At 36.3% G+C, this 12,160-nt stretch carries 12 protein-coding genes; 6 read left to right on the top strand and 6 right to left on the bottom strand.

Going from position 1 to position 12,160, the window contains the following annotated elements:
- Positions 1 to 2 precede the first annotated feature (2 nt).
- Entirely contained in the window at positions 3 to 458 is a 456-nt protein-coding gene (locus CQZ96_RS11490) for an NF045616 family extracytoplasmic (lipo)protein (RefSeq protein ID WP_105713985.1), read from the top strand.
- A gap of 999 nt (positions 459 to 1,457) precedes the next feature.
- Here CQZ96_RS11490 and CQZ96_RS11485 read toward each other — a convergent pair.
- A complete protein-coding gene (locus CQZ96_RS11485; RefSeq protein ID WP_105713984.1) occupies positions 1,458 to 2,075 on the bottom strand; it encodes a TetR/AcrR family transcriptional regulator in 618 nt (205 codons plus the stop codon).
- A 79-nt stretch (positions 2,076 to 2,154) separates the two neighbouring features.
- Between CQZ96_RS11485 and CQZ96_RS11480 the strand changes: the two genes are divergently transcribed.
- Positions 2,155 to 3,813 (top strand): acyl-CoA dehydrogenase family protein, encoded by a 1,659-nt coding sequence (locus CQZ96_RS11480; RefSeq protein WP_105713983.1) that lies wholly within the window; start codon positions 2,155 to 2,157, stop codon positions 3,811 to 3,813.
- Between the two features lie 199 nt (positions 3,814 to 4,012).
- Here CQZ96_RS11480 and CQZ96_RS11475 read toward each other — a convergent pair whose 3' ends face one another.
- Positions 4,013 to 4,207 carry a hypothetical protein gene (locus CQZ96_RS11475; RefSeq protein WP_004718119.1) on the bottom strand — a complete coding sequence of 65 codons (195 nt, stop codon included), beginning with the start codon at positions 4,205 to 4,207 and terminating at the stop codon, positions 4,013 to 4,015.
- An 871-nt stretch (positions 4,208 to 5,078) separates the two neighbouring features.
- On the opposite strand from CQZ96_RS11475, the gene CQZ96_RS11470 reads away from it, so the two are divergent.
- Positions 5,079 to 5,267, top strand: coding sequence for a DUF7230 family protein (locus tag CQZ96_RS11470; protein WP_004718115.1), 189 nt, complete (start codon positions 5,079 to 5,081; stop codon positions 5,265 to 5,267).
- Positions 5,268 to 5,298: 31 nt separating this feature from the next.
- Here the strand turns inward: CQZ96_RS11470 and ptsP are convergent, their stop codons facing one another.
- A complete protein-coding gene (gene ptsP, locus CQZ96_RS11465; protein ID WP_004718112.1) occupies positions 5,299 to 7,593 on the bottom strand; it encodes a phosphoenolpyruvate--protein phosphotransferase in 2,295 nt (764 codons plus the stop codon).
- 77 nt (positions 7,594 to 7,670) lie between these two features.
- Positions 7,671 to 8,174 (bottom strand): RNA pyrophosphohydrolase, encoded by a 504-nt coding sequence (locus CQZ96_RS11460; protein WP_004718109.1) that lies wholly within the window; start codon positions 8,172 to 8,174, stop codon positions 7,671 to 7,673.
- 184 nt (positions 8,175 to 8,358) lie between these two features.
- Between CQZ96_RS11460 and CQZ96_RS11455 the strand changes: the two genes are divergently transcribed.
- A complete protein-coding gene (locus CQZ96_RS11455; protein ID WP_105713982.1) occupies positions 8,359 to 9,009 on the top strand; it encodes an HAD family hydrolase in 651 nt (216 codons plus the stop codon).
- Positions 9,010 to 9,187: 178 nt separating this feature from the next.
- Positions 9,188 to 9,430: a DUF2789 domain-containing protein gene (locus tag CQZ96_RS11450; protein ID WP_004718105.1), complete on the top strand. Its 243-nt coding sequence runs from the start codon at positions 9,188 to 9,190 to the stop codon at positions 9,428 to 9,430.
- 118 nt (positions 9,431 to 9,548) lie between these two features.
- On the opposite strand, the gene CQZ96_RS11445 is transcribed toward CQZ96_RS11450, so the two are convergent.
- Complete coding sequence (locus tag CQZ96_RS11445; RefSeq protein WP_004718104.1) at positions 9,549 to 10,406, bottom strand: LysR family transcriptional regulator; 858 nt, start codon at positions 10,404 to 10,406, stop codon at positions 9,549 to 9,551.
- 208 nt (positions 10,407 to 10,614) lie between these two features.
- On the opposite strand from CQZ96_RS11445, the gene CQZ96_RS11440 reads away from it, so the two are divergent.
- On the top strand, positions 10,615 to 11,466 hold the full coding sequence (locus CQZ96_RS11440; RefSeq protein ID WP_228722717.1) for a hypothetical protein: 852 nt from the start codon (positions 10,615 to 10,617) through the stop codon (positions 11,464 to 11,466).
- A 29-nt stretch (positions 11,467 to 11,495) separates the two neighbouring features.
- Here CQZ96_RS11440 and CQZ96_RS11435 read toward each other — a convergent pair whose 3' ends face one another.
- Complete coding sequence (locus tag CQZ96_RS11435; RefSeq protein WP_171287934.1) at positions 11,496 to 11,744, bottom strand: DUF2061 domain-containing protein; 249 nt, start codon at positions 11,742 to 11,744, stop codon at positions 11,496 to 11,498.
- Positions 11,745 to 12,160 lie beyond the last annotated feature (416 nt).

Here is a 12,160-nt window from a genome sequence, read left to right as displayed (position 1 = left end):
TTATGAAAAAAATATATCTCATAGTTTTTGTATTGACTATCTGTAACATAGCTAAAGCTTCACCACAAAAGCCATTGAACGTTGTGATTAAGGATAGTAATGTTTGTATATTTACTAATGATAAAACAAGTCAGCCTTATAATGGCCGAATATATGTATATATCGGAGAGGTAAGCCAAGATAAGGGATACATAGAAGGTTATGATAAATTATATAAAAATATTAAAACTCCAATAAATAAGTCGGATTGTATTAGTATTGATGCTTCTCATTTTAAAAGTAATGTGCCATACGATGTATCATTGGATATGATACCTTCATATTCTACTCGAGTCTGTCTCGATAAATTTGTAAAACCTTTTGTAATAAAAAAAGTAGTGAATGGTTTTGAATGTGAAAATAAATTATTAAATAAAGAGAAAGATAGATTTTTTCAACGATTATTTAATCTGATGTAATATTTTTAAGAATATAGAATTGAAAAGACTTAAAGATAGGAAATGGAAGATTTAGAATAAGCTAATTTAATACTTGAATTGATAGAGGTAAGATGGAAATAATTATATGAATTCAATAAGAAAATATTCTGATTTAATATCATATCTAAATTTAGTTGCTATATCTTTAATTTATATTAACTCTTACCTGTCTAAAAATAATCATCATGCTTTTTCAGTAGACACTATTTTTTTAGTATTTTCTTCATTCTTATTAGTAATATCTTTAATATTAAAAAGAAAGAAATCTCTATTTACTAATATTTTATCAATAATTCTTAGCGTAATGATGAATTATTATAATATCAGTATAAGCTATCAAGATTGGATTGATAGAGAGCAACCATCTGCTTTTACTAAATAGAATGTCATATCCAAAAAACCTATACTTTAATTTTGCTTAAGTTGGAGTTATATATGCAAAATAACAGTTTATCCAACTGGTTTATTTAAATAATTTCCACTGAAAAATAGCCCAACTAATAAGGTCTATGTAAGTAACATTATTACAATAAATGCAATATAAAGCATTGATACAAATAAAATATTACGATTTCAGGCCATTCCTAAATTACGGTAATGTAGATCTACATTTTCCTCAGTATTTGAACTAAGGTATGCGAGAGAAAGCCCGATTAAACTAATACAGGTACAGAGAAAAGCAGCACTTACAAACAAAAGTTCATATAGCGGTCTTTCACAAATATTAGTAAATTTACAAGACTGGCTTGCTATATAAATAGAATAAAAAATGCTTGCCGCAATAATGAAAATATTGAGTATTGCGCAATAGTAAGATGAACGACTAAGTTTTGATGATTCTCTGTTGATTTGTTCTGGCTCTTTCATTTTTTTAAGAAGTTTAGATGAGGCTTAGCTATTTTATTACATTTTTAAAGAAAGCGTTCTTTCATAGGCAAGATATTATTTAAAAACCAACATACTAGGCGTTATGTAAAATTAAACTAGCTTGATGAGCAGTTGAACCATATCCACCTCTAAAACTTTCCAATCCTTAAACTCAGGTTCGATCAACAATGTCTGCGAGACAAAACCATAGCAAATTCGTTGTACATTTAGACTCATCTGTTTAAGTTGTTCATCGTCGTCCTGAATAAAAGGTTTCAACATGTTTTGCCACATCTCTACCATCATGGCATAACTTTTTTGATATGTTTCAATACTGGAAACCTGTCGTTCTAACAAGAAAGACTGGGCCCATAAAAATTGTTGTGCTTGAATTTGCTCAAGTTGAAAATGAATGATTTGCTGTAAATAGCTTTGAAAATCTGATTTTGTGGATAAGTCATACACACTTTGTGCATAACTTTTTAAGACTTCTGCATTGCTTTTTACATGTTGGTGAATGGTTAAAGCAATCAAATCTTCCTTTTTAGAAAAATACTCATAAAACGTCCCTAGACCCACACCAGCAAGATCGGTAATTTCCCGAATAGTAATTCTATTGGCAGGATGGTCATGTAAAAGCCGAACAAAACTTTCCATCAACGCTTCTTGCGTGATACGTGCCCTTGATTGGCGGGGTTTACGACGCACATTGATTGCAGGTAAAGTCATAAAAATAATCCGAACATCCTTGAAGGTATTTTCTTCTATACTGAATGCAATTGGTTAAAACAACAAGACAGGAATTCAGATGGACACAGCAGAGAATTGGCAAACACATGAAATCAGCAATCAGTTTGACGAACTGCAAAATTATAATTTATTGACTACAGATCAAGTTTTACAAGAAATTTTGCAACGTTATGGCAGTCAGGATCAGCAACGCCTAACTGAGTTTTCAAAGATTGTGGGTTCTACTGAATATTATGAATATGCTGATTTGGCCAATCGACATACTCCTGAATTACATAGTTTTGATGCCCGTGGTCGCCGTAAAGATTTTCTAGAGTTTCACCCTGCATGGCATAAATGGATGCAGCTAAATCGACAATTTGATACGCATGCACATCCATTTAATCATCCACAATCAAGTTCAAAATGGGTCGATTGGGCGGCACGATTTTTCCTGAGTGGACAAGTTGAATGTGGCAATCTATGCCCTAATTCTATGACGCTAGGCAGTATTCCCTTAATTCAAAATGAACCTGAATTGTGGGCAAAAGTTGGTGAAAAGCTATTATCGACTGAATATGATGAGCGTGACATTCCGATTTCTCAGAAAAAATCAATTTGGCTGGGAATGGGGATGACAGAAAAGCAGGGCGGGTCAGATGTGCGCGCCAACGAAACACGGGCTGTTCCTGTAGCTGAGTCAGGACGTGGGCAAGCATATTTACTGACAGGGCATAAATGGTTCTTTTCTGCACCGATGTGTGATGCACATTTAGTCGTGGCAAAAACTGAACAAGATGGATTGGCCTGCTTTTTTGTACCACGTTGGCTGGAAGATGGGACAAAAAATCCGGTTCAAATACAACGACTCAAAGATAAAGTGGGTAATCGCAGTAATTCAAGCTCAGAAGTTGAATTTAAAAATGCTTGGGGCATTATGATCGGTGAAGCTGGGCGCGGGATTCCCACGATTATTGAAATGGCAAACTATACACGTTTGACCTGTTCAGTCGGTTCAAGTGCGATGTTACGTCAGGCTTTGGTGCAATGTATTGCCTATGCCCGTCAACGTAAGGCCTTTGGTAAACATTTGACGGAACAACCGTTGATGCAAGCGGTATTGGCGGATTTAGCTTTGGAAACAGAAGCAGCCATGCAATTGAGTTTTCATCTTGCGCATTGCTATGAGAGTGATGATGAATTATCTCTGGCATGGAGACGAATCATGACACCAGCAGCAAAGTTCTGGGTTTGTAAGCGTACTGTGGAGTTGACGGGTGAGATGATGGAAGTCTTCGGTGGCAATGGTTATGTCGATACAGGAATCATGGCGCGTATTTTTAAAGAAGCCCCTGTAAATACTATTTGGGAAGGTTCTGGTAATGTGATGTGTTTGGATGTATTACGTGCAATCCAACGTGACCGTGAATCAATTGAAGTCTTATTTAAATCATTTGCACAAGTTGCAGCTCAAGATTCAATTTTACAAGGTGAATTACAAGCTTTATTTAAATTATTTAGTGGCTTACAAGCAGATGAATTGCAATTTATGGCACGTAGCTTAGTCAGTCGCTTGGTCATCTTGGCACAAGCTATTTTGCTGAAACAACATGCACCAGATTTTGTTGCAGATGCATTTATTGCAACACGTTATAGTGCGTTTTATGGACGCGTGGTCGGAATGTTAGATGCGCAAGCTGTGGATGTAAAATGCTTGTTAGATAGAGCTTTAGCTTAATCCCTTCAAAAACGTAAAAAGCGGCATTATATAAATAATGCCGCTTTTATCAAAGTTCAAGATTGGGATGTGTAATAGAAATTACTTTTGTTTTTTAAGCTTTTTTTTGAGCTTTTTCAATTTACCTTCGTGTTTGGAGATTTTTTCCAAACGTGCTTTGATTTTCTGCTTTAAAGATTTAACTTGCTTAGACATCATGTTACTCCTTAGTTTGAGTATCCGTTGGCTGATGTTTTTTGATAAAACTACGGATAAATTTTCTTAACTCACGTGCTGCACTGGTATCCATCGTTTCACAGAGTTGTAAAAACTGGTCACGCTCAGCACTGTTAATGCGAATTAAGAGTTGTCCATCTTTTTTATTCACCTTTGTCTTTTTGGGTAGTTCAGCCATGACGTATTTATCCCCAAAGGTGATAATCAAAAATGTATATACAATATATATGCATTTTTAAAATTCGGCAAATTTATATTGTTGAAAATATTTAATATTTTTGTGGTTTATTGAAAGTTATTGTAATTAAGCTTTTATTTCAGTAAATAAGTTGTTGTTATCGCAGTTTTTATCTTTTAATAAAAAATTGTTTGTGAAAGGGGAAATAAATAGTAGCTTACAAATGTTTATTCCAAATTTATAGTCAACCTGTCAAAAAACTCATACTAAAGAAGATAATTTTTCTTAATTAATATTTTTATTAAATCAATTAGATGTAAAAAGTGTTTGATTATAAAAAAGCTTGCAATGCCTCACCTTAGATTCAAAGTTCAAATACCTATGCGTAGGCGATGCCTCCCTTTTTAGAGATAAAAAGGGACAAAAATCTTTCGTTGAGCGAGGGGTACATCCTATACCCCCGCTCAACTGCGACATCCATGTCGCTATGCGATAGCTACACCTTGTATGATTCAAAAGGGCAAAAAACCAATTGATAACTCATATTTTTTAAAGATTCATACAGAAATATAAGCTTTATTTCTGATCAATGACTTAATGCAAATCACTTGTATGAATAATTAGGCGGTTTGAATATAATTTGAAATTTACAGGCTCTCGGTCGTTAGAAACTCAGCAACTAAGAATTCAGTTAATGCTTTTAGAACAAACAGTAAAGAGTAGTTTTTCGAGATTTCGAGTCATTTGATTTAGCTCGACATTAGTGAGTTGTGCTTTGTAATTATGTTTTTATATACTTGTATTCTACACAAAAAAGCGTAATATCAGATTCCCACTGATCAAGTGGTATACAGCAAAATAGGTAAAGAAAATGGCAAAGAAAAAAGCAATGCCAGAGGTTGTGATTCACAACTTTGTGGCCAAACACATGCATGAAGTCAACAAAAGCCAAGTGTTTGTAGATCGTAAAAAGAATGCAAAACGTGGTTATGATAAGCACAAAAAAGGTCGATATTCTGATGATTATCGGCCTTTTTTGTGGACTGCAATTTTTGCTTAAATAATTATAAAAATCTAATAAAAATAAATAATTAAATATTGACTAGACGATTCGATTTCACCATATCAGCCAAACCATGATGTTTAAAGTAATACTCCATCCAGCTCTTGACCATGAGTGGGTTATTCATCGCAATCACTTCTTCTAATAGCTTTTGTGCATCTGTCATCGATACATGACAAATTGCTTTACGCACTCGCAGAATATTACTTGAACTCATCGATAATGTATTGAATCCCATTGCCATAAGTAAGATAGCTGAGAGTGGGTCGCCTGCCATTTCTCCACAAATACTGATCGGTTTTTCATACTTATGACATTCTTGAACCAAACGTGTTAAAGCGCGAAGTACAGAAGGGTGGAAGTGTGAATAAACACTGGATACACGTGGATTATTACGATCAACTGCCAATAAATATTGAATCAAGTCATTTGAACCGACTGAGAAGAAATCGACCAATTCAGCAAATTCACCAATTTGTAAAAGTACACTCGGTACTTCAACCATAATTCCGATTTTTGGTTTGGCGAAGTTAACTTGCTCTTCTTCCTGAACCGCAATCCAGTCTCGTTCTAGTAAGTAAAGTGCTTCTTCTACTTCACTGACACTGGTGACCATTGGCAATAAAATATGCAGATTGTTTAAGCCGATACTGGCTTTTAACATTGCTCGAATTTGTGAAGAAAAAATTTCAGGGTGATCAAGGGTAAAACGAATGCCACGCCATCCTAAAGCTGAGTTTTCTTCTTCAATTTGGAAATATGGCAGGTCTTTATCCGCACCAATATCAAGTGTACGCATCACCACAGGTTTGTTGGCAAAGTGACTCAGCTGTTGACGATAAATCGCACGCTGTTCTTCTTCGCCCGGGAAACGTTCACGCAGCATAAATGGAATTTCAGAACGATAAAGTCCTACACCTTTTGCACCACGTTGAACTCCACGTACCACATCAATCATTAGACCGGTATTGACATACAGCTTTACAGCAACACCATCAGGTGTAATGGCATCTTTGGTTTCGTATTGCTTTAAATCTTTGGCAATTTGTTCTTCTTCTTTTTGGATCTCTTTATAACGTGTACGTAAACGACGTGGTGGATTGACAAAAACCCGGCCTTGATAAGCATCGACAATCATTTCAACATCATCAAGCGTATTTACCGGCAGCTCAGTAACACCCACCACAGTTGGAATACCGAGAGCACGGGCGACAATCACCATGTGTGAGTTGGCAGCCCCTTCAGAGGTTACAATCGCGGCGATTTTATCTACAGGAAGCTCAACCAAAGCAGCAGTGCTGATCTCATCTCCAATTAAAATACTTTCAGAGGTGATCTCTTTATGGCTGGTATCACCTTCTTGTAATGCTGCTAGGATTCGGCGTCCAAGGTCTTTTAAATCAGATACACGTTCACGTAAATAGTCATCTTCCATTTGTGCAAAAAGCGCAACATGGCGTTCAATCACATTTTTAACTGCACCTTGCGCCCAGCTTCCATCTCGAATAATTTCTTTAATTTCAGCAGGTAGGGCATTTTCATCCAACATACGTAAGAACACGCTAAATAAAGCACGTTCCTCCGCCATGAGTGAATCTTGCATTTTGTCATCAAGCGATTGAATTTCATTGCGTACAGACGCAATAGCTTGATCTAAAAGCTTAAGTTCTTCACTGATATCATCCGCATCACGGTCTGGAACTGAAGCTAAATCTGCAGGAGGATAAAGGATGATGGCACGGCCAAGTGCAATACCGCCTGCACCAGATGAACCTTGGAAGGTCTTGTAGTTAGATGAATTGCTGGGTTTACGGAAAACATCAATATTACCCACTGCATGTGCATGAGCAATTACCCCAGAGAGTTGAGCACATAAGGTTACCAGAAATGATTCTGCTGCCTCGCTAAAATCTTGAGGTTCGGTGTTCTGAACCACCATCACGCCCATCACTTTGCGGCGATACATGACTGGAACACCAAGGAACGAGTTATAGATCTCTTCCCCTGTCTCGGGGAAGTAGGCAAACCGTTCATGTTTAAACGCATTGTCTAAGTTGACAATCTCTTCACGTTGCCCCACTAAACCAACCAAACCCTCGCCAAGTTGTAAGGAAACTGTCCCCACAGATTCTTGGTTTAAGCCTTTGGTTGCCATGAGTACATAACGTTGGTTACGTTCATCTAAAAGGTAAATAGAGCAAACATCAACATGCATGGCTTCGGAAACTTGATTGACCATGATTTCCAAAGAATCATGCAAACTGACTGACGCATTGATCTCTTGTACAATACGTCTTAATGTGTCCAGTTGCATGTTCGACATGGATGTATGCTCCTAATTTAAGCTATGTTTTAAAGCGACTTCATCAGTATTATTTATAACAGTACTACCTTGAAAAATCATTCATATTTTGAAGAAATTTCAGCTGTATATTGCGGCATTCGCATACATAACTCCATCATCGCTTTACGATAAACATCTCGTTTAAAATTCACCACTTGTCCAAGCGGGTACCAGTAACTAACCCATTGCCATTGATCAAACTCCGGCGGGTCAGAGAGATTCAACTGAATATGTTTCGTTGAAGCTGTGAGTTTCAGTAAAAACCATTTTTGCTTTTGTCCAATACAAATCGGATCGGAATCCGAGCGAATGTATCGAAGCGGCAAACGATAATGCAACCAGTCATCTGTCTGGGCAATAATTTGGACATGTTCGGGTAGGAGCCCAACTTCTTCTCGTAGTTCTCTAAATAGAGCTTGCTCAGGAGTCTCTCCAAACTGGATGCCTCCTTGAGGAAATTGCCAAGCATTGTGTCCAATGCGTTTTGCCCATAAAACTTGTCCAATATCGTTTGCCAAAATGATCCCGACGTTGGGTCGGAAACCTTCTGAGTCGATCATTTGGCTACCTAAAATTTGTTAATTTCATTTGACTTTATATATGGGGACATACACTCTTTTGTCCAACTCGATAAAGTCAAAGTAATAATGTTTTAAAATTGCTATGATCTTAACGAATTTCTATCGACTAGCGGTGATAGATTTACAATTTTTTTCTTAAATTTCAGTTTAAACGAGTATTTTCATGGAATTGGCGCTGTTTGACTTAGATCACACCTTATTAAATACAGATTCTGACCATTCTTGGGGAGAGTTCTTAGTCAATGAAGGCTTGGTCGATCCAGTCCGACATCGTGCGATGAATGATCAGTTTTATGAAGACTATAAAGCAGGCAAGCTTGATCCAATTGCTTATAATGAATTTGTCTTTGAGTTTCTTACTCAACACGATAATGATTATTTAACTGAGTTACATCAGTTATTTATGCAAAAAGTGATTCGTCCACAAATGCGTCCAGCTGGTTTTGCCGCGATTCAAAAACATAAAGATTTAGGGCATGCGTTGGTTGGTATTACGGCAACCTCGGATTTTATTACTGCACCTATTTTCCGTGAATTTGGTATCAGCGAAATTATTGCGACCAATGCTGAAATAAAAGATGGGAAGTACACCGGGAAAGTGACCAATATTCCATGTTACCAAAAAGGTAAATTGGCACGTTTGGATCAATGGCTTGATGGTCGTACTATCACTGAATCATGGGCTTATTCAGATTCTATTAATGACCGTTTTTTATTGGAATATGCTGACCATGCGATTGCGGTAAATCCTGATGATCGTCTTGAGCATCTGGCAAAAGAACAGGGTTGGGATATCCAAGATTGGTCGATTTGAGCTGGGCTGATTATTGTGATTTAAAGCAGTGTTGATCACTGCTTTTTTATGGCTTGATTGGTTTGTCAAGAATAAGAAGTTTTGTAAATATTTTTATAAATGAAGATTTTGTACTTCATTTATAGTGTAAAAATGCTATGTTGATTTGAGCATTTTTAAAACTGACGGAGATTATATAATGAGCCAGACACGTCCAAGAATGACCAATTTATTTGAACAACTCGGCTTGGATTCTAGCGAAGAAGCGATTCAAAGTTTTATTGAAAATCACCAGTTGGATGCAGATACTCTAATTACAGATGCATCTTATTGGAGTGAGGGACAACGTCAGTTTCTTGCTGAAAAAATTAAATCTGATGGTGAATGGGCATTAGTGGTTGATCAGTTAAACGAGTCTCTACATGAAGACTCGGTAAAGTAAAAAATTGTGCAATGAAGATTTTATAAAGGAATGAAGGGAAAGATAAGTACGATCATCCCTGTGTAACATGTAAAACCCTTATCTTGAGTAACAAGATAAGGGTTTTTTATTGTAGGTATTATTTCATCATCTCAATCAATTCCTGTACAGCTCTAGACTGGGTACGTCCAGGATGCCAAACCATACCCAATTGGCGGTTCATTTCGAAACGAATATCAAGTTGTTGTAAGTCTTGATTTAACAAGGTTTTAGGTAAAACAGACCAGCCTAAACCAATGGAAACCAACATCCGAATAGATTCAAGCGGATTATTGCTCATGGTAATTTTTGGCTTTAAACCTTTCTTTTCAAATTCTGCCAAGGTGATTTGACTGGTATAAGTCTGTGCTGCTGGCAATAAGCTCGGATATTCGATCAGATCTTCAAGTTTAAGGTTCTTTTTTTGAGCCAAAGGATGAAAGGGTGCAACCACGAAAACCAAAGGATCATTCCAAATTGTGATATAACGCAAACGCTCATCACCTTGTGGTGGAAGGGTTAAAAATGCCAGTTCTAAATCCCCAGCGAGCACTTGTTCATGCGCTTGCTCAGAGTCCACAAAATGTACATCTAGTTTGACTTCAGGAAAATGTTGCACATATTTTTTTAAATGTTGTGGTAAATGGTGTAAGCCAATATGGTGACTGGTTCCAATCTTGAGTTTTCCTCGAACTTCGCCTTGTTCATGACTTAGGGTATGGTGGATATCTCCCAATTCATTTAACCAGTTTTTTACTTTAGGTAATAATGAATGTGCTGCATGTGTGGCTTGAACACCACGACCTGCGGACTCAAAAAGTTTGACGCCGAAATATTCTTCTAAGCTATGTATGCGTTTGGTGACAGCTGGCTGAGTAATAAACAGATGTTCTGCTGCCATAGAAATCGAACCTGTTTCCATAACTTTGACAAAAGCTTCAAAAGCAGCGAGATTCATAATATTTCCATCCATAAAGAATTTTTATGCGTAATTCATTATTTAGAAAATTTAAGAATTAATCAAAGTAATTTTCAAATTTTTTTATTTTTAGCAAAGTGATTGGTTCTATTCGCACTTTGGAAAAATTTTAATACAACTTTTTACTATACAATTTAAGTAAAGCTCATTTATAGTCAGCGCATAAAAACAACAAAAGGAAAGCTATTTGAATCAACCAGCAAACACCACCATTCACTATTTTCAACAACATACTAGAAATACCTTCTCTAAAACTTGGCTTCGATTTTTTACCACGATACTGATATTTTCTGCTCTAGGTTTAATCTTTGTATATTTTTTCAATATCTATTTCCCCATCATTATCATCGCTATTCTCAGCATAATTTGGTTGAAGCTTCGGTTAAATCGTCTAAGAAAAATGCAAGATTTGGAGAGTTTTAAATTTCCAAATCGTATTTGGCTTGCTTTTAAACAAAGACATCCAAACATTCGGCAATCTTCCTATCCATTGATTGAAGAAGGTTTTAAAGACTATTTAGCAATTCATTTATGGCGTAGGGGAGCTTATGCAATGCCTTCACACTCAGTGGACGCGTTATGGCATATATTGATTGAAGAATTTGATGACTTTTATCAGTCCATGAGCCAACGTTTTTTAGGCTATGAATTGATTCATAAACCACATGATTTACAAGCAACTGAATCACAGCGAGCTGCTCAGAGACAGCAATTGCTCAATACTTGGCATGGGGCATGTGCTTTACATGGATTGAATCCACAAAACACGCAGGTCTTACCGCGAATTTTTCAGGTTGATGCCCATGTTCGATGGGAGCGGGGGTTAATTTTTAGCTTACCGTTTATGATGACAATGTATAGCCAAATGATGAGTTCAACTTCAGATCTTCCACAGGCTTCTGCAACATCATCATGTTCTTCTAGCTCATGTTCAGGATCAAGTTCATCCAGTGATTCGAGCCATTCACATAGTACAAGTTCTGATTCATCTTCTTCTTGTAGTAGTTGTAGCAGCTGTGGAGGAGGCGGTGGTGATTAGCACCTCCAGCCACAGAAAATACATCTGATTTAGACTTTAATTTCAGTACTTTCTGCTGCCTTTTGGTCTCGTTTATTCCAGGCCTTTTCATGGAAAAAGAATGCAAATGCTTGTACAGTTGGTTCAAGTAAACTTAATGTCACGGCCATCCAAAAATTACCAGTCACGGCATAAGCAACTAACATCGCTACTGTGATATGCATGATGTAATAACTTAAGGTTTTTTTGAAAACACGTTGATTGCTTTGTAGGAAATTTTGGATACTCGCCATGAGGATCACCACTTATTTAATTCAATAGTTAAATAATAATCATTATCAATTGTAATGTAAAAAGGTTTTTTTGATTAATGTTGATTGGATAAAGCGATATTTTATTCTTTATACATTGCATCGTGATTGTTGATATAGGACGTATTGAGTTCTTTTTAAATAATAGATTTGCTTAATTTTTGGTTTAGGACGTACATTTATTTGTCTAAGCTCTATTTTTTCTTGATGATTAAGCCAAGTGCTTTTAAAGTCATTGAAAATATATCATTGATTTAAATACTTTATAAAGGTGATTTAAGGAGCATTTATTTTGATAAGATTAATTCCAAAAAGTTTTTAAATTAATAAAAATGATAAATTAGATTTATGTAAAAACGTGGTTATAATTGAGTGAATGAAAGAATTACCCAGTCCAGTGGAGC

Origin of the sequence: Acinetobacter sp. MYb10 (assembly GCF_002980175.2) — a bacterium.
Classification (GTDB): Bacteria; Pseudomonadota; Gammaproteobacteria; order Pseudomonadales; family Moraxellaceae; genus Acinetobacter; species Acinetobacter guillouiae.
The sequence above is the reverse complement of the archived record's forward strand: the minus strand, read 5'-3'. Positions and strand labels throughout refer to the sequence as shown.